Raw genomic sequence first — 26,311 nt, 5'->3', positions numbered from 1 at the left:
GACAAGATATCAAATAGATGTTTTTATTCAAAACCGTTAATCGAGATTTTCCCATATCCAAAAGACACTTATTATGAAGAAGTATCCGAAAATCAAGTATGCAACTTTTGCTCAGCGGCTATTGGCATTCAATCTTGATATGACGCTCTTCCTCTTTACAGTCGTCCCGTTATTAATATTTATTGAAGACGATGTGCTTTTTGTTGTACTATTTTTGGCGGTGATTTGTCTTTATCATGCGGGCTTTGAAAGTTCGCCTTGGCAAGCCACTTTTGGGAAAAAATATGCAGGCCTGGTCGTGGTTGACCTCGAAGGAAGCAGAATCAGTTTTGGTCGGGCCTTACTGAGAATTATCACAAAAAATCTGTCTTTATTGCTATTTTTTAGCGGATTTCTAATGATCTATATCCGACGAGATCGTAAAGGTTTGCACGACCTTTTGGTCAAAACTTTTGTTATAGACGTAAAGAATTCGCTTAGTTAATAGGTAAAACCCATAATTAACTGAGCCGAAACAAAAAATGTCAGCTAATCCTTATGCGGTATGGAAATTAATTTTAATTTTAGGACTTGTTATAACAAGATATTAAACAACCAAATCACAGCATTGCTAATCAGGTATGAAAAAGTTTTTTGACAGATTTGAGAATTTTTTTGAAGGTTTTATCTTTTGGAGTAGATGGGTGCAAGCCCCTATGTATGGAGGGCTTATTATTGGAGCGTTCTTATACATGGCCAAATTCTTTCAAGAATTAGTACACATGTACCATCAGGTTATCGGTGGTGATATCGAATCTAAGGTGATGCTGACCTTGCTTAGCTTGGTTGATATTTCGATGGTAATGAACCTGGTGGTTATGGTGACCATTGGTGGATATTCGATCTTTACCAGTAAGATTGATGTTGATATGCACGATGATAAGCCGCTTTGGTTGGAAGGATTGGATGCAGGGATGCTGAAGATCAAGTTAGCTACCTCGCTAGCTTCTATATCTGGGGTACAGCTCTTAAAGACTTTCGTCAACTATAGGGAAGCTGCTGAGAAAGCAGGCTCTGAAGGAATTATCATTGAAATTGTGATCCACATGGTATTCATCTTCTCTGCCCTACTGCTAGGATACACTGAGAAGATTATTCACTCATACCCACATGGACTCGCTGGTCATGATGCCGGTCATGACGATGAAGATGATGAAGAACACAAAGAAGAGGTTTGATTTTTTTATAAACAAGAAATTTAAAGGCACCTCAAAGGGTGCCTTTTTTTATGACTATGGCTAAAAAACAACCAGAAAACCCTTGGCAAACACTATCTTCTGATACCGTGTATGACAACGCATGGATTCAGGTTGAACATCATCAGGTACTAAACCCTGCAGGAAACCCTGGGATCTACGGTAAGGTACACTTCAAGAATAAAGCCCTCGGTATTATTCCACTGGACGAAGAACTTAATACTTGGATTGTTGGTCAATATAGATATACACTCGAGGAGTATTCATGGGAAATTCCAATGGGTGGAGGAATATTGGATGCTGATATTTACCTGTCCGCTCAACGAGAGCTCAAAGAAGAAACCGGAATTTTGGCAGATAGATGGCAGAATATCCTGCGAATCCATACCTCGAATTCAGCTACGGACGAAGAAGGGTTTGTATTTGTAGCCACAGGACTCACATTTGGTAATCCAGAGTTCGAAGAGACAGAAGAGATAGAAGTTAGGAAGATGAAATTTGATCAGGCGGTGGACATGGTGATGAACAATGAAATTACCGATAGCTTGAGCATTGCTGGAATTCTAAAAACAAAAATGCTACTGGAAGATGGTAAATTGAATCTTAAACCCTAAATGATAATTTTTTAGAACAACATCTAATACAAAAACATTTGACCCTCAAAGAACACTTTCGAACCAACATTTCTCTGGCCTATCCTGTTATGCTCAGCCAAATGGGCCATATCCTGGTGTCTGTGGCAGATAGTATGATGGTGGGTCGATTAGGTACCGTGCCGCTGGCCTCGGTATCTTTTGCAAATAGTGTTTTCTCTATTATTATGCTTTTCGGTATTGGGGTCTCTTATGGAATGACGCCACTTGTGGCTGCAGCTGATGGTGCCAATGATAAACGAACAGCGGCTAAGGTTTTTAAGCATGGTGTCTTTTTAAATACACTACTTGGAGTCTTGCTCATATTGGTCGGTTTTATAGTTGCTGAAGGAATGTTTTTCCTGGATCAGGACGCTGAAGTGCTCAATGGAGCACTGCCTTATTTTTATACACTTGTTTTCAGTCTGTTGCCATTGATGGTTTTTCAGGCTTTTCGCCAATTTACAGAAGGTTTATCCATGACACGCCAAGCCATGTATATCTCTGTGTCGGGCAACCTACTCAATGTGTTTTTTAATTATGGTCTGATCTATGGAGAGCTCGGAATGCCGGAGCTGGGTATGGTAGGGGCAGGATGGGCCAGTCTCATCTCCAGAATAATTATGGCTGCAGCGATGATTGTATTTGTGCTCAGTTATGGAAAGCTTAAGCGTTATGTGGTTCTTTGGTCCAAGATAAAGCTGCATATGGCAATGATGAAGAGCATTTTGCACATTGGGATTCCGTCAGGCATGCAGTACATTTTCGAGATCGGAGCTTTTAGTATGGCTGCCGTAATGGTTGGCTGGATTGGCCCTGAAGCACTCGCTGCTCATCAGATCGCACTGAACCTTTCTGCGATTACTTATATGATTGCCACAGGAATATCGGCAGCTGGAGCCATACGCACTGGTAATCAGTTAGGAAGAAAAGACTATCCTACCTTACGCAGGGCAGGGATGACGTGTTTTACTATGGCTGCAATTATGATGGCTTTTTTTGGTGCAGGTTTTATTGTAGGCAATACCTATTTACCTACCTGGTATATCAACGAAGAAGTTGTGATTCATTTGGCAGGTCGCCTATTGATCATTGCAGCTTTTTTTCAAATTTCTGACGGGGTTCAAGCAGTTGGACTTGGAGTGCTCAGAGGTATGGCAGATGTAAAGGTGCCGACACTAGTGACTCTATTCGCTTACTGGCTGATGGCGATCCCGCTGGCATATCTTTTCGGCATATACTTAGACTGGGGTGCGGAGGGCATTTGGATGGCTTTGCTAGTCGGGCTTACACTTGCTGCTATTCTGCATCTGATTAGATTTCATGTGTTAACAAAGAGTTTGATTGTCAAAAACCAGTAATTCTGGCAAGGTATTGATCAAACTCGTCTGTCATCAAAATTTCAGTTTTCAGACCAAGTTTTTGAGTAGTTTCAATTAGTTGATTAGAATCAACATATAACCAGTCAAACCAATCCCCTTTTTTGCCATTATATTCATACTGGTAGCGGATCTCTCCAAAGTAGTGGTCTGGTTTTGTGGCCCCTTCCTCATATAGATAAGTAATATCAGAAGAGTCTAAGATGACTTGTCCACCTTTATTTAGAAGTTTGCCGCAGTGCTCAAAGAAGCGAGGGAGTTCAGTTAGTTTTCCCGCAATCCCTAAACCATTCATAAGGAAAAGCAAGGTGTCATACTGCTTTTGATGAGTATAAAAATCATCTTCCACAATCTTTTTCATACCAGAGTGACGGAGAGTTTCGATGCAACCTGGTGAATTTTCCAAGGCTGTTGTATCCATCTCAAAAGCTTGCATAAAAAGTGCATGCGCTCCGGCTCCAGCCCCTATATCTAGTATTTTACCTTCACAGCAAGTGATGGCCAGGTTTTCAAGTTCTGTAAAATCCTGATGATCTCTGAAAAACACTGCGACCGGCATTTGCTCAGGCTCACCATATGAATTGTATGTTTTTAGTACAACCGATTGATCACCTTTATAGAAATCAAAAATCGCTTCGCCGTGTACATCACTCATGAGATTATTTAAACATGTTCATGCCTGACAACGCCCGTTTAGCACCACCCATTTTGTTCATGGTTTTCATCATTTTACGCATTTGGTCAAATTGTTTGAGCAGTTGATTGACCTCTTGTATCGATGTGCCGCTGCCTTTGGCGATCCGTTGTTTACGACTGCCGTTGAGAAGATCCGGCTCTTCTCTTTCTTTGATAGTCATTGACTTGATGATGGCTTCGATAGGTTTTAGAGAGTCGTCATCAATATCTATATCCTTTATAGCTTTACCCACACCAGGTATCATTCCCATCAAGTCTTTTAAATTACCCATCTTTTTGATTTGTTCCAGCTGGGATAAAAAGTCGTCGAATCCAAATTGATTTTTCCGGATTTTCTTCTGAATTCGTTTAGCTTCCTCTTCGTCGAACGTGTTTTGGGCCTTTTCTACTAGAGAAACAACATCTCCCATACCCAATATCCTATTCGCCATTCTATCTGGGTGAAAGACGTCGAGTGCGTCCATTTTTTCTCCAGAGCTGATGAACTTAATGGGCTTCTCTACTACTTTTCGAATGGTCAGCGCTGCACCACCACGAGTATCTCCATCTAGCTTTGTCAGCACAACACCATCAAAATCAAGGCGTTCATTGAAGGTCTTAGCAGTATTTACAGCATCCTGACCTGTCATTGAGTCTACTACAAACAAAGTTTCAGCTGGATTGAGTGCTTTTTTAAGCGACTCAATCTCATTCATCATCTGCTCGTCTATAGCCAGACGTCCCGCGGTATCGACAATTATTGTTTTCTTATTGTTCTCCTTGGCGTATTTGAGGGCATTTTTGGCAATTTTTAATGCATCCTTAGTCTCAGGCTCAGCATAAACATCTACGTCAATTTGTTCTCCTAATACTTTTAGCTGGTCTATTGCAGCAGGACGATAAATGTCGCACGCAACAAGTAGTACGTTTCTGCTTTGACCTTTTAGATATTGAGCTAATTTACCAGAGAAAGTTGTTTTACCTGATCCTTGCAGACCGGAAATCAAAACTATATTCGGGTCACCTTTGAGATTAATTTCTTCCTTACTTCCACCCATCAACTCGGTGAGTTCTTCAGATACTATCTTTGTAAGTAGCTGACCTGGTGATACGGCAATCAGTACATCCTGTCCTAATGCTTTAGCCTTAATAGAATCTGTGACATCTTTAGCAACCTTGAAGTTAACATCAGCGTCAATCAGTGCCCGGCGAATTTCTTTGACTGTTGTAGCGACGTTTATTTCTGTAATTCTTCCCTGGCCCTTTAGGTTTTTAAAGGCTTTATCGAGCTTTATACTAAGATTATCAAACATATTTTTTGATTCATTTTAAATAGTTTGCAAAACTAATGATTCCAATTCAATGATTAAAAAGTAATACATGATTGTTGCAATTTCGGTACATGTTCATCATCATTTTTACGCGTGTTTGAAACCTTTTTTCATTAAACTCAGTAATGTATAAAAGATTGTACCTTGTATAACATAATACTGAACTAATTTCAAAAACTCATGAACAAACTCATAATAATATTTGGCCTATTGATAGGATTTCAAGCGGTCATGGCTCAGCCAGGCGAAGTGCGAGAGAGAGACCTTGCCGGTGTATGGAAAATGAAGATTACTTTAGATGATGATGTATTTGAAGATGAAATACGCGATGAAGACAATGCTTTTTCACGACTCATACTCAGAGCCACAGGCAACTTGGTAGAAGGAATTCTGGATGACATTGATATTGAAATTCAGTTTAGAGACAACTATGAATGTAAGATATATGTATCTGCATTTGGAGTAGAGGAGGTTGAGTATACAGAATGGCGCATCAATAGTAGAGGTGAGCTTTATATTGATGATTCAGATTCATTTCAAATGGGAGATGATGAGTATTGGGTATTCGAGGGTGATATACTTGTTGCCTACGAAGATGGTAGACCGCTTGATGACGATGCTGCAGTGTACTTGGTTAAGATTGATTAGACCATACGACATTAATAGACAAAAAAGACCGAACAGGACATGCTCGGTCTTTTTTTGACAGGTTCGGAATTCTAAATTGAATTTAGAATTATCTCTGACGCCTATCTCATTATTTCTGTAGGGTTGACACCATATCTTTCCCTAAAGAGTGCACTAAAGTACTTGGGAGTATCAAACCCTACTTCATAAGAGATTTCAGCTACGGTGTTGTATTTTCCAGAAATCATCATCTGCCGCGCATTGTTTAGCTTTATTTCATTCATATACTGAACGGGCGACATTCCGGTTATTCTCTTCAATTTTCTTCTCATTTGACGTTCGCTTATAGCTAATTCTCCGGCAAGCATAACCATATTGAAATATCTATTACTCATATGTTTACGAAAGATTTTTTCAACCGAGTTAAGCCAATTAAGATCGGCAATTTTGATCGTATTTTCTCTTTTGAAGTCTTCGGTTTCTGTGACATTCGTATCTTCAAGAATTGGCCGGTGTCTGTTTTTTGAATTGGACAACAGATGCTTGCAATGAGCCAGTAAAATTTCTTTTGTAAATGGCTTGGTGATATAGTCACTTACCCCGACAGCAAGAGCTTTTATAATATTTTCGTCCCCTTTTCTAGCCGTCAGTAAAGCGACCGGTGTGGTAGCAAGGACTTTATCTTTACGAATCTTTTCTAATAATTCAAAACCATCCATTTCAGGCATCATAATATCACAAATGACCAGGTCAAAAACTGAGCTGGTATTTTTCATTATTTGCCATGCCTCATGTCCATTTTCGGCAGTTATCACCTGGTAATAATCGCCTAATAACTCGGCCGTATAATCAAGCATTTCCTCTTGATCTTCGACTAACAGAATAGTATTCCTGCTATGGTGAGACAAGTTCCTTTTTGAACTATTCACCTCATCTGGATTTAGATGTGCAGTATTTTGTCGTTTTGGTGAATCATGGGTTTCTAAGGAGATGGGCCATTCTAGTTCATATTTGTACCCATTGCCTGTGGTTACATGCAAATCTAAGCGAGCTCCAGATATTTTTACCATATGTTCGGTCAGCATCAGACTAGTGCTAGATTCATCATTTTCAATCAATTTTTTTGCATGACATTTTGATTCTGAATTAAGAGTTCCAATGGATATCTTTATGATATTTGAGTCGGGTTGCTCTATGTCAATTCTGACTTCACATTGCGCTGGCGCATTTTTCAATGCGGTGTCTATTAATGAGAACAATATCCCTCTTAGGACGCTCTCATCTGACTGCACGGAAATGTTTTCGTTGACAGTATGTCCGCGTGTCAGTTTCACTTTTTTACTTTCCGCTTCCGATTTGAATTGATCGCTTACTTCATCAAGTAGTTTGACGAGTAGAACTTCTTTCTCTATTAACTCCATATGACTTATAATTAAATGAATATAATGTGGACAAGTCAATAATGATATAGGAGTCACAAAAACCCGTTTGGGATTTTTTAACTGCTGAATGAAATATGGGGGAATAATTAAATGCTGAATTTATTGAACGCCTATATGATAAATTTAATGAGAAATCGTAAATAACACCGTATTTGAAATTTGATTCACTCTTTTTGAGCTGATTTACTCAAAAATCCCAAGTTTTCAAATAATAGAGAATTTATAATATTAGGCTTCAAATACTCTGAAAGCCTTTTTTGGAGATTTTTTAAGTGTCCTTTTTAGTTGACTTGTAAACCGATTTGAGCTCAAAATGCTCTATTTAAGAATTTTTGTGTACCAGTCTTAAGTTGAGTCCGGATAATTTTTTTTGGACTAAAAGGAAGGCTTTGTTTTAATCAATATATACCTAAAGTAGTTTGCTTGATTTGTGTCCAAATACATGAAATACTTGCATCTAAGCCACTATTTTCAATAATTTCAAAGAAATACTTTGCACATTATTGAGCTGGATTCTGCGGCTGAAGCACGATTTATTTTTATTTATTTTCATTAGAAAATTAGATGATATATCCTGGCCGGTATCTGTATCAACTGTCCGTTCTCATTCTATTAAAGTCCGATTATTTTCAAATTCATTCCCGTATTTTGGATTCATAACAAATTCTTGACACAATCTTTTCATCCAGCGATTGAAAAGCAAGTAAAAATTAGAAAATGATCAAACGGTATTCATTCATTGAGTTTAATCCAGTTAATAGGTCATTATATGACCAAGATCTAAGAGCCGTATGACATTTTCTAATCAAATGAATGGTAGTCCAAATTGTTGGGTTGAATAATTCATTTGTCGTTTCGCGCAAGGTTAGGGTTGTGCTAGTTTTTAGAAGAATGAGGGGTGTGCAATGCTAAACAGGCCCCATATTGAATGGAATGCTCAGGATGAACAACGTCATCAACACAAGAAATTGGATTGAGACAAATTTCTGAAATAATTGATTTGACCAGTGATATTTTATATGCCAGCTATAGAGAGTTCAGGTTCACACTAAATACTCAACATATGATGCAGAATTCAAATCAAAAGATAATTGTAATTCTAGCGACCTTAGTTTTATTGCTGTCGATGCACAATTCATTTGGCAAAAGAAATGAAAATACGAAGTTTGGACGATTAACAATCGATAACGGACTTTCTCAAAACTCTGTCACCGCCATTCTACAAGACTCTAAATGTTTTCTTTGGATTGCCACACCATATGCACTGAATCGCTATGACGGCTACGATTTTAAGGCTTATGAGATCGAAAGCTTTATCACGTCAATAGAAGAAGATCGAAATGGCAATATCCTGATAGGAACATATGATGGATTGATGAAACTCAACCCTCAATTGGACGAGATAACATCAATTAGGAATGATATAGATACAGCTTCAATAAAAATTAATGCCCTATATAAAACTACTAAAGGCAATGTTCTTATCGGCCATACAAAAGGAGTCTCCATAATCATGCTTTCAACAGTCGATTCAATGGAATCAGAGAGAATTGGGGAGACCTTCGTAGAATTGAAAACTCTTTCCGGTAAAAATGTAAAAGCTATTCATCAAGACCATCAGGGTCAAATTTGGTTTGGGACTGCAAACGATGGGTTAATTTGTATGACTTCAATCTCCGACAATCTATATTCCAAACAATTCTACCAAAATGCTGCTGCACCTTATAAAATCCATAGTAACGCAATTAACAGTATTACTACAGACCATCAAGGTCTCCTTTGGATAGCAACTGACAATGGCCTTGTGAGACTCAATAAGTCACAAAGTGTTCAATGCATTTATAATCACAATAGTGATGATCGACTTTCAATAGCAGCCAATTCCATTTCAGATGTCTTCTACAGTGAGAAAAGTGGGTTGTGGATTGGAACTCGCACCAACGGTGTTGCCCGTTTTGATTTTGATACTAATAACTTTCACAATATTAAAAGCAATTATCACGATCAACGAAGTTTGAGTGATAATAATGTCCGAAAGGGTATATATGAAGATAATACTGGGGTAGTGTGGATTGGGACTAATCATGGAGGTGTTAATTACTATAAACCAGACCGTTTTCAGCACTATTTTGGGAATACAGAATACCCAGAATTCTTTATGAAAAACAATGTTCAGAGCCTATATAAGGGTAAGGATGGAATTTGGGTCACAACAGTCAACAGTGGTCTTCATTACTTTGAAAATAAGTCATCAAGAATTAGGCAAATCGGTAGCGGTATAAATAAACTTAATGCAATTGAATTGAAATCAGTAATTGAAGATTCTAAAGGCAGTATCTGGGTAGTTACGAGAAATCAGGGTCTTATTAGGATTTCCTCACCACTGGGTACACCAAAGTACCACTACTATTCTCACGATAAAGAAAACGATCGAAGCCTTTCTAATGATGAAATACTAGAAGTATTTGAAGATAACCTTGGTGAAATATGGGTAACTCATCGGAGCGGACTACTTAGCAAATATCTGGGTGATACAAATGGTTTTGAAAAGCATATTCAGCTGAAACCTACAAATGATGAAGTTGATATTTCGGCCACTTATCTGGACGATAATAATCATGTATGGATTGGCACTAAAACAAATCTTGTTTATTACGATCTGATAAAAAACCAAGTGGTTAATGAAGTTAGCCTTCATACGATACACGATTCTGGTAATTCCGATTCTTTAATAAGGTCAATTTATGGAAGCAAAGATTCGATGTATCTCTGGATTGGCACTAATAACGGACTCTGGAAATTCAACAAATTATCTAAAGAATTCAAACAATACAATATTGCTGATGGGTTGCCAAGCAATTTAATAAATGCAGCAATTCAGATAGATGAGAGTAATGTATGGCTTAGCACCAATAATGGGCTCTCGCATTTTGATCTAGAAAAAGAGAAGTTCATAAATTTTGATAATTCTGATGGGCTTCAGGGTAAACAATTTAATAATGATGCTCATCATTTATCTAATGACGGGCAAGTATTGTTCGGGGGGCTAAATGGCTTCAATGGTTTCTATCCTGGGGATATAAAATTGGAATCTAATCTACCCAGTATTATTCTGACCTCGTTCAAATTGTTTGATCGAGAAGTCAAGGTTGGAGACAAAAATGGAGACGAATCACCTTTGGTTAAAACGATAAGCTACACCAATTCGCTTACCATACCATGGGACAAAAGTGTATTATCGTTTGAGTTTTCTGCTCTGAATTTCACTGCACCGCAGAAAGTGAAATATGAGTATCAGCTTATCGGGTTTGATGAAAAGCCAAATTTAATTGAAGGAACAGGCTCTCGTAATATCTCATACACCAATTTGTCGCCAGGTGATTATGATTTAAGATTTAAAGCCGGTATTGATGGCATTTGGAGCGTTGAAAACGCTTTAAAACTGACCATTATTCCTCCTATTTATATGACAAATTGGTTTAAATCGATTGGGATGACTTCGTTGATTATTCTGATGGCATTTAGTTTTAGATGGAGGACAAGCACTATACGTAAACAAAACCGGAAATTCGAGGCTATGGTGAAGCAGCGCACACTCGAATTGTCCGAGAGTACAGAAAACTTAGAGTGGGTGCAAAAAGTTGTGCAGCAACAGAACGAAAAACTAAACAAGCTCAATTCGGACCTTGAACTAGATGTTTCTCTTAGAACGGCTGAATTAGAAGAAGCTATCAATGAGTTGGACGGGTATATTGATAAAACAACGCATGATTTAAGAGGCCCAGTTTCTGCAATACTGGGAATTCAAGAGGTGATTGTCAATGAGGTGAAGGATAAGGCGGCACTATATTATTTTGAAATAATCAATCAGCAGACTCAAAAGATCGACAATTTGATAATAGACATTTTAACACTATCTCATATTCGCCATAAAGATCTGGAAAACCGATCATTGGATCTTGGAAAGATCTTGGATCAAAGTGTTCAAATATTGGAAGAAGAAATTAGTTCTGCAAAAATTGACCTGCATATCAATATAGCATCAAATCAATTGATCAGGACAGATGAAAAAATACTCTTGGGGCTTCTGGTCAATTTAATCAAGAGCAGCATTAACGGTAGACGTGATATGGGTAGGCACTATATTTTCATAGAGGTAAGCAGGGTTCAGAACTTGATTTCTATAGAGTTGATAGATAATGGAATAGGTTTTAGAAGAGAATTTCTCGACAGGGTTTATGATATGTTTTTTAGAGGTGACAATCCAAGACAAAGCAGCGGTTTAGGGATGCATATAGTGAAGACAGCGGTGAATCGCCTCAGAGGAGAAATAGGTTTGAAAAGTGAGTTGAACATAGGGAGTGTTTTTAAAATATCACTGCCCAGTGCAACACCATCACAATACGCCAATGAATATTCTGAGAATTATAAATTGAGTTATAAGTCTTGAATCACTTATAGATCAATCTGTAGCTGGCTTTATCCCAATTCGACTCAGATTAGATATTACAACCTACCTATTATTATTAGATGTCTGATAAAAGTATAATTATGGAAAATGAAATATTTAAATCAAGAGGAGAGAAATTGAAGCAACAAGACTCAAATGAGATTGCATATAAATGTTTTCCACTTAAAAAAATGGATTTACGTTGGATGCAAAAAACTGAAACAAATTCTTTCAAGTTGTTGCATGCTAATCACTCAAGTAGAAATCAACCTTCCCGGGTGCCAGTCAAACGACCAATTGAAAGAGCTCAATCGTCGCACTCAATTTTGCCTGCAGCAGTGATGAAATCTGATTATGAAAGGACTCTATGCTATAGTCCCAGCAAAAGTATTGAATGCAGCCAGAAATGGACAACACTTATCCTTGAAGATGAGCCAACAATGGGTCAATATCTTTGTCAGGAGCTAGCTAAATTGAGTCGCGTGGTAAGGAAAAAAAATACATTGCAGGCGCTGCAATGGGTCGAATCAGAAAAATCGGTAGATTTGATTGTGTTAGATGCAACCAGGTTAGATTCTAATACAGAAGACTTGCTCAATAAAATAAGAGGAACAAATCAACTTTGCGAAATACCAGTTCTATTACTCTTGTTCTCATCCGGGTTGGATTTAGAATCAAGAGCCAAATATCTAGAATTTAGAGTTGAAGATTATCTTGTAAAACCCTTCTACAACACGGAGCTACTTGTGCGAACCAAGGGACTGCTTAAGGCATCTGAGGCTAGAAGAAAATCTAAACATTGGAGCTCGAAAGTGAATCAAAGTGATCCCAATAATTCAATTGATGATGACAAATTAATGACAAAAGTCAGATGCATTTTAGCAAGGAGACTTGCTAATTCGAAGTACAATATGACTGCATTGGCACGGGAATTGGCAATTGGTAAGACCAACCTACTATTAGGAATTATGCGAGCAACAGGCATGAACCTGAATCAATATATTAAGGAATTTAGATTGCAACAGGCTCGCAAAAATATCCTTACTAAGAAGAGCACTTCCCTTATTGATGCCTGTTCGTCTGTCGGTCTGGAAAATCCTAGCTATTTTTCAAAACTATATTTTGATAGATTCGGAATCAAGCCGTTTTCAACTCTTCATAGTTTTTGCTGATCACCATCATCTTAAATGAACTCAGTCGACTCCTCAAATTCTTAGATCAGATATAAAATAGAGAAAAATCCCATTAATTAGGGGAATCAAAAAAGATGATAAACAAATCGGATTGCTAATCATCACATTCTTCTTTCTGTTCATAACCGCTTTAATATTTGGACTGATTTTGTAGTCTAAATCAAGAAACAAAATGGTCGAAGAAATAATTAAAAATGAACGAGTTACTTCATCTGGAAGAAGGATACTCTCATCCATTCAAAAGACATCGATAGTTGAAGATTGGGAATCCTCAGGCTTATCTGATTTACTTGAAAGACTAAACTCATAATTTACTTTTCATCTCATTAACGTCCTCAAGATAAATGGAGCATAATTCCTTTGTCCCAATAAACCTAATGCTTCCCTTTTCGTCTAGCACAATAAATTGCTTCAAATCCTTACTATACTTAATTCCCATCTTAGGTTTGTTACGCATGAATAAGCTTAAAATATTCATTTATTTAATATTTAAATAATTACAATCTCCCTGCACTCGAGCAGATTGGGTCCCGCAAAAGACTGTCTAGTCTATCTATTTTTCGGTATTCAAATAAAATATAAAATGCAGTAACAATTTGGCCAATTTTAGCAAGCATACGGTCAATTACCAACTTGATAGAATGAGTTAGAAAATCAATATCGTATGTATGTTATTTGAAAGAGAATGAAGGGTTGAATGAAACTTTTCAATTTGGAATAAATCGAATTATTAGCTTTTATTCGGAATTGCGTTACTTAAAATAATTCTGAAATATCGACTGTACTACTTAACAAAGAAGAATAGTTTTAGTCTAAAAAAGTACAGGTACACTTCCGTCTGAAGTGTACCTGCCCAACTAACTTATCTTGTAACCATTTATTAATATCAACACAATTATAATACACATGACATCTCACAATTGGTCATTTTAGTCAAGTAAACGGACGCTTTATTCTGATTAACTATAATATTCCAGGACGACTCATTGCTGAATGTGAAACATGAAATATAAGATGACCTAGGATAGAGCCGAGTTTATAGATAATCGAATAAATAAGCTCATCTCTGTGGTAACGAAAGAATTTGTTGAAGAAATTGAACGATGGGATCAATTTTCAATTGTTTGCATTTAGTAGCGTGAAGTAAACCTTCTTGACTCAATAGCGCATTCTATGACAAAAGCAATAGGATTGAATTGCAATATTTCTAGTATTAATATTTGTTGGTCCCAAGCGTAACACACGAAACATTCCTTAGAGAATGGAATGTATAGACAAAAAAATAGCATCGAGATTTACGCTCGATGCTATTTCAATATGATTAAAGCTATTTGCTTATTCTTCTTTTTTCTCCTTTTTCGAGGACTTATTCTTCTTTGCCGTGATTGTGAGTACGTCATCTTTTGACTTGTGATCTGCTATTAGCGTCTCACCCTGAGATACATCCCCTTTTAGGATTTCTTCTGCAATAGGATCCTCCAGGTACTTCTGGATCGCTCTATTTAGTGGTCTCGCACCATACTGAGCATCATATCCTTTGTCAGATAGGAAGTCTTTGGCCTTGTCTGTCAATTCGATGTTGTACCCTAGATCGATGATTCTTTCTAGCAGCTTGTCTAGAGAAATATCTATGATCTTATGGATGTGCTCTCTTTCCAATGAGTTGAAAGTGATTACATCATCCAAACGATTCAGAAATTCAGGACTAAACGTCTTCTTCAACGCACTTTGAATAGTTGATTTCATTACCTCGTCCAGATTGTCTTTTTTGGACTTGTTCATAAAACCTATTCCGGCACCAAAATCTTTAAGATCACGTACCCCAATGTTGGAAGTCATGATGATAATCGTATTTCGAAAGTCTACTTTTCGTCCCAGTCCATCTGTCAATATTCCATCATCCAGTACCTGCAGGAGTATATTGAATACATCCGGATGCGCCTTTTCTATTTCATCTAGCAGTACCACGCTATAAGGCTTTCTTCTGACCTTTTCTGTCAGCTGACCACCTTCCTCGTAGCCCACATATCCAGGAGGCGCTCCGACTAATCTTGACACAGAGAATTTCTCCATGTACTCACTCATATCGATTCTAATCAGCGCATCGTCTTTGTCAAACAGGTAGTGAGAAAGTACTTTGGCTAGCTCTGTCTTTCCTACGCCTGTAGGGCCGAGGAATACAAAACTTCCAATTGGTTTCTTAGGGTCTTTCAGACCTACACGCGTTCTTTGGATAGCCTTGGTCAGCTTTTCAATCACCTCGTCCTGTCCAATGATCTTATGCTTAAGGTCATCTTTCATGCCGAGTAATTTGTTGCTCTCTTTTTGAGCTACTCGCTTGGCAGGCACGCCAGTCATCATCGCGATAACTTCAGCTACGCTGTCCTCATCCACGGTGAATCTTTGAGACTTCGTCTCTTCCTCCCATTTGGCTTTGGCCATTTCGAGTTGTTCGATGAGTTTTTTCTCACGATCTCTCAGCTGAGCCGCCTCTTCGTATTTTTGGCTTTTCACCACCTGATTTTTTTGCACCTTGATGTCCTCTATAGACTCCTCCAAGCTTACTATTTCGTCAGGCACGTAGATATTGTTGATATGGACTCTGGAGCCAGCTTCATCCAGTACGTCTATAGCTTTGTCAGGCAAAAATCTGTCACTTATATAACGATCCGAGAGATTTACGCAAGCCGCGATTGCCTCTTCAGTATAGTTTACATTGTGATGACTCTCGTACTTATCTTTGATATTGTTGAGTATCTGCACCGTCTCCTCTGTCGTGGTGGCGTCCACCATTACGATCTGGAATCTACGAGCGAGTGCGCCGTCTTTTTCTATATACTGTCTGTATTCGTCCAGAGTGGTTGCGCCTATGCATTGGATTTCTCCTCTGGCTAGAGCAGGCTTAAACATATTGGAGGCATCAAGCGAACCAGAAGCACCACCAGCACCTACGATTGTGTGCAACTCATCGATAAAAAGGATCACCTCGGGAGATTTCTCAATCTCATTCATGACCGCCTTCATTCTCTCTTCAAACTGGCCTCTATACTTAGTACCAGCTACGAGTGAAGCCAGATCTAAGGTAACCACACGTTTGCCAAACAGCACACGGGATACCTTTTTCTGAATGATCCTAAGGGCCAGGCCTTCTGCGATAGCAGTTTTACCTACACCGGGCTCACCAATCAAAATGGGGTTGTTTTTCTTTCTTCTACTTAGCACTTGAGCTACACGCTCTATTTCTTTGTCTCGACCTACGATAGGATCCAAGGCATCGTCCTCGGCCATCTTAGTCAGGTCACGACCAAAATTGTCCAGTACAGGAGTCCTAGACTTGTCGCCACCCTTGGATGATTCCTTACTCGATGAGGCACCGCCTCCGGCACCACTACCAGATCCAAAAAGCCTGGAAGAGTCCTCATCCGGTTCATCCGTATCTGATGATCCTAGCGGATGTTCTGTCTGGTACTCAAGTAGCTCCTTCACCACGTCATAGGCGACATCAAATTTATCCAAAATCTGAGTGCCAATATTATCCTCATCTCTCAATATCGAAAGCAATAAATGCTCCGTGCCAATCAAATGGCTCTTGAAGATTTTCGCTTCCAGGTAAGTGATTTTTAAAACTTTTTCAGACTGACGGGTTAGTGGAATGTTTGCCAGATTTTTGACATTGTTAGTAGCTGATCCTTTAGTAGCTTTTTCGATAGAAGCTCTAAGCTCGTCCAGAGACACGCCCAACTTTTTCAATAAGCTTACTGCTACACCTTCGCCTTCACGAATCATTCCTAAGATCAGGTGCTCTGTACCGATGTAATCGTGACCCAGTCTGAGCGCTTCTTCTCTGCTTAGTGAAATGACCTCTTTTACTCTATTTGAAAACTTTGCTTCCATACGCTACTTTGTGTGTAGTAAAAATAAATTTTAATCTTCTAAAATCTAAAGATTACAGTAAAAACGAAATAAATTATTGAATCGTTTCTCAAATCTGGATTTTATAAATACTTGTCCGCTTCTGGTCCAACACAGCTGAGCAAATCAAGAATACTCAGATTCGCTGCAAATTTGTTACCAAACAATTGTTGATATGAGATTGGAGTATAAAACTCTCTGCAAATATAATCTGATTTTGGGTGGATTACCGAACGAACGTCCTCTGTTTCGTTGAATGGCCCTTTTTTATAGATGGATGTATATTTTATAGGGGTGTCAATATTGAGTACTTTCAGACAGAATGTCAGCAGCTCTTGATTCAATGCGAGCAGAGTCTCATGCTTCCTGAATAGGATGTCGTGGAAATATGGTTCGTAGTACTCGAAAAATGGAGATTTGTTGTAACAAGATATGATGGCCCGCCAGTGATTATTAAGCCATTTTTGACCATAGTCAATTTTAATCTCATCCATGGCAATTTTCTTGTTGCCGCCGATCATTGGAATGGCCAAGGGGAGAATATCCTGCGAGCCCAGGATATAGCAGCGGTTACGGTAAGTCTGCTTTACAAAGTATTCCTTAGTTTCTATCCATACTTCAGATCGGTTTTTAATCAAACTGAAATACTCAATGCATGGAAAATACTGGCTTTCGATCAGCGTTTTCATAAATACGCAGATAAATCTCCAAGCCCTTCTCTGACCAACAAAGGTTCGTCATCTGTGCAATCCACTACTGTGCTGGCCGTGACTTCGCCATAGCCACCATCGATTACAATGTCTACCAGTCCTTGATACTTTTCATAAATCAACTCAGGATCAGTGGAGTATTCCAGCACTTCGTCATCATCATGGATAGAAGTGGTGATGATCGGATTGCCCAATACCCTGACAATCTCTCTCGGAATATTATTGTCGGGTACTCTGATCCCTACAGTTTTTTTCGAGGCGTTCAAAATTTTGGGCACTTTGCTACTCGCATTTAGAATATAGGTAAATGGACCAGGCAGTGTTTTTTTCATCAACTTAAAGACGGGATTAGGAATTGACCTTACATATTCAGCGATATGACTGAGGTCATAGCAGATAAATGAAAAGTTGGACTTCCCTTTAATCTGCTTGAGCCTCCTAATATTATCAATAGCCTTTGTATTAAAAATACTGCATCCCATACCATAGACAGTGTCTGTTGGATATATGATCACGCCTCCATTGTGCAAGACCTTGCAGATAGCGTCAATTTTTTGAGGATCCGGATTCTCCTCGTACAGTTTTATGAATTGTGTGTCCATGGTTCAGAAGCTAAAATTAAAACAAATGCCTTAAGATTATTCTAAATAATTACTTTTGCCGCCAATGGATAAGAAGAAAATAGTAATGGGAGCGGCCATCGTAGCGTTTTCTATGATGCTCTCCTCCTTTGGGTTTTATTTTTGGCAAATGGTCTATTCGCCTAATTTTTTGGTCGAGCAAGATCCCAAGCCCCTCATGATCAAGACTGGATCTACTTTCAAAGACGTGCAAAACACGCTCTATGATAGACGCTATGTCAATGATCTGGTATCATTTAGTTTTCTATCCAAAATGATGGACTACGACGAGTTGGTAAAACCAGGACTGTATCTGATAGAGCCCGGCATGACCAATATGCAGGTCATCCGCATGCTTAGAGCTGGCGATCAGACAGAAGTCAATGTCACATTCAACAATGCCAGACTGCTATCTGACCTTCCGGAAAAGCTAACCCGAAATCTGGAAATGACCGAATTGCAGTTGGCAGAGTGGCTCCTCAATGATTCTATCCAATCGGCCTATGGATTTGATAGCCTTTCCTTCATTGGCATGTTTATCCCGAACACCTACAAGATGTTTTGGAATATCAAACCTGAAGATTTGCTAAATAGGCTAAAAAAAGAACATGACAAATTTTGGACAGACGAACGATTACAGAAAGCAGAACAGCTGGGCTTGACTACAAATGAGGTGAGTGTCCTGGCGTCAATAGTACAGGCCGAAACCATCAAGTCCGATGAAAGACCTATAGTCGCAGGCGTCTATCTCAATAGACTCAAAAGGGGATACCCACTACAGGCAGATCCGACTTTGGTATTTGCCGCACAAGACTTTGCTATAAAGAGAGTGCTCAACAAGCATAAGCAAATAGACTCACCATACAATACCTATAAGTACCAGGGATTGCCACCTGGCCCGATCAATATGCCAAGCATCACTTCCATAGATGCAGTACTGAACTATACAGAGCACAAATACCTGTACTTCTGTGCTAAAGAAGATTTTTCTGGGTATCACAACTTTGCAAGAAATCTGATCGATCACAATCGTAACGCGGAGAAATATCAGCGGGCGCTAAACAAAGCCGGACTCTATAGATAATGCCTAAGGAACATTCATTTTTCAACGATGTGTATGAAGTGGTCAAGCTGATCCCTGCTGGTCGTGTGACCAACTATGGCGCAATCGGAAAGTATCTCGGCTCTGGGCTGAGTGCGCGGATGGTCGGTTGGGCCATGAATGCTGCCCACGGGCAAGAAGACGTACCAGCACATCGAGTGGTCAATAGTCAGGGGCTCCTTACCGGAAAAATGCACTTTGCTACCCCCGATACAATGCAACAGCTGTTAGAAGCCGAGGGTTTGACCATCGTGAAGGATAAGATCAAAAACTTCAGCGAGCACTTTTGGGATCCAGCGACGGAGCTGGAATTATGATTTTTTTGTCAAAAACAAAAGCCCTGTAAAAGTCAGAAGTCCATTGACCAGAAGAAGCTCAAACCCAAACTTGTAGCCACCTAACCATTCTACAGAGTATTCATTGATTACGTAAGTGAGAAATGGTGCCGTCAGACAAATCAGTGGAATCCAACGATCATGTACTTTCCGAGTCGAGAATAACCCAAAAGTATACAATCCAAGCAAGGGACCATAAGTATATCCGGCGACACGAAATACTGAGTTGATGACACTGTCGTTATTGATCGCTTCGAAGATAATAATCACCAGAAAGATGAGAACCGAAAAGCCAAGATGTACCAAAGTTCGTTTTTGCTGATTGCTTTTACCAGGATCTTCGTCCAAAAAGTCAATGTAGAAAGAGGTCGTCAGTGCGGTAAGTGCCGAGTCCGCGCTCGAATAGGCCGCGGCAGTCACACCAAGTAAAAAAACCACGCCGCCAAGCACACCAAAATGATTCATGGCCAAATAGGGGTAGAGCCCGTCAGTCGTTTGTGTAAGGTCAATTTGGTGCACATCCACAAAATGATACAAGAGTACACCGAGAGACAAAAACAGTAGATTGGCAAAAATCAGTACTATGCTAAACCAGAATACGTTCTTTTTTGCATCGCTCAGTGAGCGACAAGTTAGATTTTTTTGCATCATATCCTGATCAAGTCCGGTCATGACTATGGCGATAAAAGCACCGGCAAAAAACTGCTTGAAGAAATTGCGTGGGGCCTGCCAGTCCCAAATAAAAACGTCCGACAATTCACTGGATCTAATGATTCCTGACAAGTCGGAGAAAGTTAAGTTGAGTTGGCTGGAAATGATGTAAATACTGATTCCGACTGCCAGCAGCATAAACAGTGTTTGTAAGGTGTCTGTCCAAACGATTGTCTTTATACCTCCTTTAAATGTATAAAGCCAGATGAGTGCGATAGTAACAAAAACTGAAACTGAAAAAGGAATATTGAATGAATCGAAAAAGGCAATTTGCAGTACCGTAGCTACCAGAAACAGTCTGAACGCGGCGCCTATTACCCGCGAAATCAGAAAGAAGAAAGCACCAGTTTTGTAGGCACTTCGGCCAAATCTCGATTCCAGATACTGATAAATCGATATCAGGTTCATTTTGTAATAAAGTGGTAGCAGTACCTGAGCAATCACAAAATAGCCCAGCAGATAACCCAGCACCATTTGGAAGTAGGCCCATTGGCTATTGCCCACCTCGCCAGGTACGGATATAAAAGTGACACCAGAGAGAGAAGCGCCAATCATACCAAAAGCCACCAGATACCAGGGCGATTGCCTGTTGGCAGTAAAGAAGGACTCGGCATCGCTGTTTTTGGAGGTGAAATGAGCGATGGTCATCAATACCATGAAATAACCTGCGATGACAGAAAATACCAATATAGGGCTCATATTACAATCATTTTTTTTCTAAAAGGAGCAAACATAGTGATTCTTCTCATAGGAAGTAATCAGTCCAATTGAAGTGATATCCAGTTTATTGGATTAAATTGCGGCTCGGTTTTGATGTTATATTAGACCGTCAATAAAAATAAGATTTATGAGTGAGGTAGGTAACATACATTTCAACAACGAAGACGCGCACTGCAAGGAGTTTGCTAAAGTATTGAATGGTCGAGTGAACGATTATTTTAAATCGAAAGGAATTTCAAAATATGGCAATGCAGAGATGTATTTTAAGACTGTATTCATGTTGACCTTGTTCTTCGCTCCTTTTGTAGCAATCATTTACTTTGAGCCTGCCGGATGGATCGCACTAGGATTGGCTATTTTGATGGGATTGGGAATGGCAGGCATTGGCTTGGGAATCATGCATGATGGCAATCACGGCTCATATTCCAAACACAAATGGGTTAATAACCTGATGGGGTATACACTCAATTTAGTGGGTGCCAATGCCATGAATTGGAAAATTCAGCACAATGTAAAGCACCATACCTATACCAACATCGAAGATCACGACGAAGATATTGAACCAAAAGCGATCCTCAGGTTTTCTCCGGCCACGCCTTTAAAAAAGGTTCACAAGTACCAATACCTCTATGTTTGGTTTTTCTATTCTTTGGGCACGTTTTTTTGGGTGACCATAAAAGATTTTGCCAAAATCAGCAGATACAAAAAAGAAGGCATACTCTACAAAAATGTGAGTAGCGTTTTTAAAGAATACGCTATTTTGATCATAACCAAGATCGTTTATTTTTCCTGGGTGATCGGGATTCCAGTCTATTTTACAGCTTACACCGGAGGCGAAATATTCCTTGCGTTCTTTATTATGCATTTGGCAGCAGGACTGGGAGTAGGGGTGATTTTTCAGCCGGCACATTTACTGCCAGAAGTAGAGTATCCGGAACCAGACGAAAATGGAAGAATGAAGTATTCCAGATTTGTTCATCAGCTATATACCTCTGTAAATTTTGCAAACGGTAGCAAACTCGTGACCTGGTATGGTGGTGGGCTAAATTTTCAAGTAGAACATCACCTTTTTCCACATGTCTGTCATGTGCACTATGCAGCTATCGCGCCTATCGTAAAGGAAACAGCAAAAGAGTTTAATATACCCTACCATGCTAAAAAGGGCTTCTTTGAGACATTGGCCGAACATACTAAAATGCTCAAGTGGCTCGGTACTCCTGATAGTCAGCTGGTAAAGGCCTAGAGGAACTAATTGTCCTCCTGGTACCAAAATGGAATGGTTGCAAACTCCTCATGAGTTTTATTGCCTGCCGAATCGATTTCGACTCGCTTGATTTGAAGTGTGTTTTCGCCAGCAAGAAATCCATCTGCAGAGAGGATTGTCTGGAGTCCTTTTTGTCCTTTTCTAGGATGGGTATAAAATCTGAAGGTTAAAGACTCATAAATAGAATCATTGACCTCGATTTGATAAATGGAGCTCAGACAGGTAAGCGCTTTTTCGAAATCTTCGTCTTCATATTTTTGCTGTCCGATATGCAAATTGCCACCTTCAAATTTAGTTTTAAGCCTCCAGTTGAGACCATCTTCCTTGAGCGGTGTAAAATCTCCGCAGTGCGACTTGATTATATTGTTATACCTGGCATTGTACCTCAAAAACACCTTTAAGAAAGGCTTTTGCACATAATCAGATTCTATGCTCGCCACATCAATGTAATCGCTCTCTGGTCGTAGATTGTCATAATAGTTTGCTGACAAAGTATATTCATTATCCCTCACTGGGTAATAGGGATGCTGATCAAATTTGAATAAAAATGTAAATGCCAGCGCAAATGAGGCAATGGCATAAACCATCCGAATCTTTCGTTTCGAAAATTTACTAATCATATAATAGTAAATACTTCTACTGAGGATCGATACAGTAATAAAATTATAAAGCCTATAAAACGGATAGTAGATCCTTGAAAACCACTTGATCTTTTTGAAAAAACCAAGTGTAAAATAGTCTATCATATACAGCAAGCCCGTAATCAATAGCGTTAGAATGATCAGCGTAGCTGCCTTGGTGATGATATAATCAAAAGAGTCTGGAGTCAGGTCAAGCAGCGCATTGAAAACGATGGCAATCACCCCGATGAAAATCAGATACATGCCAAACGCCATCAGAATGGAGATCACAAGAAAAGCGAAGGCGAAGATTACACTACAAATTTCGTCTAGTTTGATAACCAACTGATCCAGGCTGATCACTTTCTTTTTCAATTTTTCTGTGAAAAATTCACTGTAATTAAGTCGGGAAAAATCGATACTCGACTGTACTGATCGTAGCCCTATAGTACCGATCCAGAACCCACGAAGCATCAGATGCGAAATCAGGCAGAAGACCAGTGCTTGAAGCGAGATGTGTACCAGTCCAAGGAAAAGGTATAGAGTACTGTATTTACTTGATTGAAAGTTGTATTGATATTCGATCTCCGTGATAAATCCATCAAAGGAATTGGTCGCCTGTATCAATAAAAATATGGTGAAGGCCGAGACCAGCAATTCCAATTGCCAGCTTTCTCGCTCAAGTTTTTTGAGCCACTCGTTGATTTGCTCCTCAGGAATATTACTCATTTGGTTTTTAGGTTTGCTGCTATTAATCTAATTCATTCTAATGAATTATAAAACTTGACTAGCAACCTAAGTCCTCAAGCATTATAGTTTGCTGAATGTTACCTTTTAGTTTCTTCCTACTAAGGTAAACTTGGGTAGCGTGCATCAAGCCAAGACGGCAATAATTCTGGTTTATTTTGATTGGCCAAATGCAGCATTCAAATCCTCGATGATGTCGTCGATGTGCTCAAGTCCCGCTGATATTCGGATCAGATTAGGCGCAATGCCAGTAGCTTCTCTTTCTTCATCCGTTAGGCGAGCATGAGTAGTAGAGGCTGGATGAGTAATGATTGTTCTGGTATCCCCTAGATTGGCCGTCAGGCTACACATGCCAATTTCATTGAGAAACTTTGTTCCCCGCTTCAGTCCACCTTTGATCCCAAAACAAACCATACCCCCGCCACTTCGCATCTGCTTTTTGGCGATCTGATATTGAGGATGCGAAGGTAAAAATGGATACCTTACCCATTCCACATTTTCGTTGGATTCAAGCCATTCTGCTAGTTTCAGAGCGTTCTCGCCATGTTTATCCATGCGCACCGCCAACGTCTCGAGACTTTTTGATAGTACCCAGGCATTGAAAGGCGACAGCGCCGGACCTGTGCTTCGGCTGAATGTATAGATTTCTTTAATCAGCTCACTTTTGCCGACAATCATCCCACCCATGACACGGCCTTGCCCGTCGAGGTACTTGGTCGCCGAGTGAATCACAAGATCAGCACCGTAAGAGATGGGCTGCTGCAAATATGGAGTCGCAAAGCAATTGTCCACAATAAAGATCAGTCCATTCTTTTTAGCGAAAGCGTTGGCAAATTCGAGGTCGATCAGTTCTATGCCTGGGTTTGTCGGTGTTTCTAGAAAAAGTATTTTGGTGTTGGGTTGGACTTTCGATTGCCAGCTATCCGTGTCGTTAAGATCCAGGTAAGTGCTTTCGATCTTATACTTAGGCAAAAATTTAGTAATCACAGAGTGCGAAGAGCCGAAAATAGACCTGCAGGATAGCATATGATCACCTGCGCTGAGCAAGGTGGCGAAGGTGGAAAAAACGGCAGCCATACCCGTAGCCGTCGCGTATCCGGCTTCTGCACCCTCCAAAGCACACATTTTGTCTATGAATTCGGTGGTATTCGGGTTGGTGAAGCGACTGTAGGTGTTTCGGTCGACCTCCTCGGCAAAAGTCGCACGCATCTCCTCCGCATCATCGAATACGAAACTGGAGGTCAGATACATCGGTGTAGAATGCTCCTTTTCGTGTGTAGTCTTAATTTGTGTTCGGATCGCTTTGGTTTCGAAATGTAATTGCTTTTTCATGGAGTTGCCTTCTGTAAATTTTAACAATCGTCTGGTATCTTTTTGGGAAGATGATCGAAGGTTTAATGAAATAATCACAGGGAATGCCTATGATTTTTGCAAATATGTAAAGTTCGAGTCGAAAATCAGTCTCTGAGGTAAACAATTATGGTACATTTATTAGGTTTGCGCCTTCAAAATTTCATGAATCAAAAGGCCCTTCTATATAAGCACGATGAACCTTTCAATCTAGAAAGGGGGGAAGTACTTCCGCAGCTGGAAATCGCTTATCACACTGTTGGTACGCTCAATGCAGAGAAGAGTAACGTGGTATGGGTTTTTCATGCACTCACTGCCAACTCAGAAGCGACGGACTGGTGGTCGGGACTTTTCGAAAAAAATTCCGCCATCAACCCGGATAAGTATTTTATTATCTGTGCCAACATTTTGGGCTCTCCCTATGGTACTACAAGTCCGTTGTCCATCGATCCTGCTAGCAAGCAGCCTTACTACTCCAGATTTCCTTTTATTACAATAAAGGACATGGTACATGCGCATCGCCTGCTAAAGACTCATCTGGGAATCGAAAAAATTGCTATAGGCTTGGGTGGTTCTATGGGTGGATTTCAGACATTCGAATGGGCGGTTCAAGAGCCAGAGTTGTTCGAGAAACTGATAATGGTAGCTACAGCGCCGAAAGAATCTCCCTGGAGAATATCTATACATGCCGCTCAGAGGTTGGCCATAGAGGCCGATCCCACCTGGAAGGACGATGGTGTCGATGCCGGAACTGCCGGTGTGGCTGCATCAAGGGCCATAGGTATGTTGTCCTATAGAAATCATGAAATCTTTGAGAAGACACAAAAAGACGACGAATCCAAAGTCGACGATTTTAAAGCGGACTCTTACATTAGATATCAGGGAACCAAGTTGGCCAACCGCAAGTTCAATGGGTTTTTGCTTTGGAATCTTACCAAAGCCCTGGATAGTCATGATGTGAGTAGAGGCCGTGGAACTCTGCTTGAAGTTCTGGAAGGAATTAGAATCCCGGTGCTTCAAATTGCTATCGCCTCAGATCTCTTATTCCCTGTAGAAGAGCAGAGAAGAATCGCAGATCACCTTTATCAGGTGGCCTATCATGAAATAGAATCATTCTACGGACATGACGGTTTTCTTACTGAGACCGAAAAGATAAATGGACTAATAGACCAGTTTATAGCCTAGACCTTACATTTTCTTGCAGGCCTCATTATCTTCGCGAGACCAATGTTACGATCGGATAAAGACGGCTGACT

The 26,311-nt window shown here is 39.7% G+C and carries 20 protein-coding genes; 11 read left to right on the top strand and 9 right to left on the bottom strand.

Going from position 1 to position 26,311, the window contains the following annotated elements; genetic code table 11:
• Positions 1–73 precede the first annotated feature (73 nt).
• From ABJF11_RS16060 to ABJF11_RS16045, 4 genes are all read left to right on the top strand, one after another.
• Positions 74–484, top strand: coding sequence for an RDD family protein (locus ABJF11_RS16060; RefSeq protein WP_348121047.1), 411 nt, complete (start codon positions 74–76; stop codon positions 482–484).
• A gap of 136 nt (positions 485–620) precedes the next feature.
• Positions 621–1,217, top strand: a complete 597-nt coding sequence (locus tag ABJF11_RS16055; RefSeq protein WP_348121046.1) for a TIGR00645 family protein — start codon at positions 621–623, stop codon at positions 1,215–1,217.
• A gap of 56 nt (positions 1,218–1,273) precedes the next feature.
• Positions 1,274–1,849: an NUDIX hydrolase gene (locus ABJF11_RS16050; RefSeq protein ID WP_348121045.1), complete on the top strand. Its 576-nt coding sequence runs from the start codon at positions 1,274–1,276 to the stop codon at positions 1,847–1,849.
• Between the two features lie 38 nt (positions 1,850–1,887).
• Complete coding sequence (locus ABJF11_RS16045) at positions 1,888–3,228, top strand: MATE family efflux transporter (RefSeq protein WP_348121044.1); 1,341 nt, start codon at positions 1,888–1,890, stop codon at positions 3,226–3,228.
• On the opposite strand, the gene ABJF11_RS16040 is transcribed toward ABJF11_RS16045, so the two are convergent.
• Positions 3,215–3,901 (bottom strand): methyltransferase, encoded by a 687-nt coding sequence (locus tag ABJF11_RS16040; RefSeq protein ID WP_348121043.1) that lies wholly within the window; start codon positions 3,899–3,901, stop codon positions 3,215–3,217. The two genes, ABJF11_RS16045 and ABJF11_RS16040, sit on opposite strands and share 14 nt — an antisense overlap.
• A 4-nt stretch (positions 3,902–3,905) precedes the next feature.
• Positions 3,906–5,234: a signal recognition particle protein gene (gene ffh / locus ABJF11_RS16035; RefSeq protein WP_348121042.1), complete on the bottom strand. Its 1,329-nt coding sequence runs from the start codon at positions 5,232–5,234 to the stop codon at positions 3,906–3,908.
• A gap of 198 nt (positions 5,235–5,432) precedes the next feature.
• Here ffh and ABJF11_RS16030 point away from each other — a divergent pair, with 198 nt between their 5' ends.
• Positions 5,433–5,900, top strand: coding sequence for a hypothetical protein (locus ABJF11_RS16030; RefSeq protein ID WP_348121041.1), 468 nt, complete (start codon positions 5,433–5,435; stop codon positions 5,898–5,900).
• Positions 5,901–6,001: 101 nt separating this feature from the next.
• Here ABJF11_RS16030 and ABJF11_RS16025 read toward each other — a convergent pair whose 3' ends face one another.
• Positions 6,002–7,300: a response regulator gene (locus ABJF11_RS16025; RefSeq protein ID WP_348121040.1), complete on the bottom strand. Its 1,299-nt coding sequence runs from the start codon at positions 7,298–7,300 to the stop codon at positions 6,002–6,004.
• A 1,084-nt stretch (positions 7,301–8,384) separates the two neighbouring features.
• Between ABJF11_RS16025 and ABJF11_RS16020 the strand changes: the two genes are divergently transcribed.
• On the top strand, positions 8,385–11,771 hold the full coding sequence (locus ABJF11_RS16020) for a two-component regulator propeller domain-containing protein (RefSeq protein ID WP_348121039.1): 3,387 nt from the start codon (positions 8,385–8,387) through the stop codon (positions 11,769–11,771).
• A gap of 101 nt (positions 11,772–11,872) precedes the next feature.
• Complete coding sequence (locus ABJF11_RS16015; RefSeq protein ID WP_348121038.1) at positions 11,873–12,943, top strand: helix-turn-helix domain-containing protein; 1,071 nt, start codon at positions 11,873–11,875, stop codon at positions 12,941–12,943.
• A gap of 1,356 nt (positions 12,944–14,299) precedes the next feature.
• On the opposite strand, the gene ABJF11_RS16010 is transcribed toward ABJF11_RS16015, so the two are convergent.
• The 3 genes from ABJF11_RS16010 to ABJF11_RS16000 all read right to left on the bottom strand — a co-directional run bounded on the left by ABJF11_RS16010 (position 14,300) and on the right by ABJF11_RS16000 (position 18,188).
• Positions 14,300–16,858 carry an ATP-dependent Clp protease ATP-binding subunit gene (locus ABJF11_RS16010; protein WP_348121036.1) on the bottom strand — a complete coding sequence of 853 codons (2,559 nt, stop codon included), beginning with the start codon at positions 16,856–16,858 and terminating at the stop codon, positions 14,300–14,302.
• 101 nt (positions 16,859–16,959) lie between these two features.
• Positions 16,960–17,565, bottom strand: coding sequence for a WbqC family protein (locus ABJF11_RS16005; protein WP_348121035.1), 606 nt, complete (start codon positions 17,563–17,565; stop codon positions 16,960–16,962).
• Complete coding sequence (locus ABJF11_RS16000; RefSeq protein WP_348121034.1) at positions 17,562–18,188, bottom strand: L-threonylcarbamoyladenylate synthase; 627 nt, start codon at positions 18,186–18,188, stop codon at positions 17,562–17,564. The genes ABJF11_RS16005 and ABJF11_RS16000 overlap by 4 nt, the downstream gene beginning before the upstream one ends.
• Before the next feature lie 64 nt (positions 18,189–18,252).
• On the opposite strand from ABJF11_RS16000, the gene mltG reads away from it, so the two are divergent.
• The gene (gene mltG, locus ABJF11_RS15995) at positions 18,253–19,290 is read left to right on the top strand and encodes an endolytic transglycosylase MltG (protein WP_348121033.1); all 1,038 of its coding nucleotides are present in this window, start codon (positions 18,253–18,255) and stop codon (positions 19,288–19,290) included.
• Entirely contained in the window at positions 19,290–19,625 is a 336-nt protein-coding gene (locus ABJF11_RS15990; RefSeq protein ID WP_348121032.1) for an MGMT family protein, read from the top strand. Before mltG ends, ABJF11_RS15990 begins: the two co-directional genes overlap by 1 nt.
• Here the strand turns inward: ABJF11_RS15990 and ABJF11_RS15985 are convergent.
• Positions 19,620–21,053: a sodium:solute symporter gene (locus ABJF11_RS15985; RefSeq protein WP_348121031.1), complete on the bottom strand. Its 1,434-nt coding sequence runs from the start codon at positions 21,051–21,053 to the stop codon at positions 19,620–19,622. The genes ABJF11_RS15990 and ABJF11_RS15985 overlap by 6 nt on opposite strands.
• Before the next feature lie 148 nt (positions 21,054–21,201).
• Here ABJF11_RS15985 and ABJF11_RS15980 point away from each other — a divergent pair, with 148 nt between their 5' ends.
• A complete protein-coding gene (locus ABJF11_RS15980; RefSeq protein WP_348121029.1) occupies positions 21,202–22,317 on the top strand; it encodes an acyl-CoA desaturase in 1,116 nt (371 codons plus the stop codon).
• A gap of 5 nt (positions 22,318–22,322) precedes the next feature.
• On the opposite strand, the gene ABJF11_RS15975 is transcribed toward ABJF11_RS15980, so the two are convergent.
• A complete protein-coding gene (locus ABJF11_RS15975) occupies positions 22,323–23,687 on the bottom strand; it encodes a hypothetical protein (RefSeq protein ID WP_348121028.1) in 1,365 nt (454 codons plus the stop codon).
• A gap of 171 nt (positions 23,688–23,858) precedes the next feature.
• The gene (locus ABJF11_RS15970) at positions 23,859–25,037 is read right to left on the bottom strand and encodes an O-succinylhomoserine sulfhydrylase (RefSeq protein WP_348121027.1); all 1,179 of its coding nucleotides are present in this window, start codon (positions 25,035–25,037) and stop codon (positions 23,859–23,861) included.
• 183 nt (positions 25,038–25,220) lie between these two features.
• Between ABJF11_RS15970 and metX the strand changes: the two genes are divergently transcribed.
• Positions 25,221–26,240, top strand: coding sequence for a homoserine O-acetyltransferase (gene metX / locus ABJF11_RS15965; protein ID WP_348121026.1), 1,020 nt, complete (start codon positions 25,221–25,223; stop codon positions 26,238–26,240).
• Positions 26,241–26,311: the final 71 nt, after the last annotated feature.

Source organism: Reichenbachiella sp., from assembly GCF_039941815.1.
GTDB lineage: Bacteria > Bacteroidota > Bacteroidia > Cytophagales > Cyclobacteriaceae > Reichenbachiella.
This window is presented reverse-complemented; position numbering and strand designations above follow the sequence as displayed.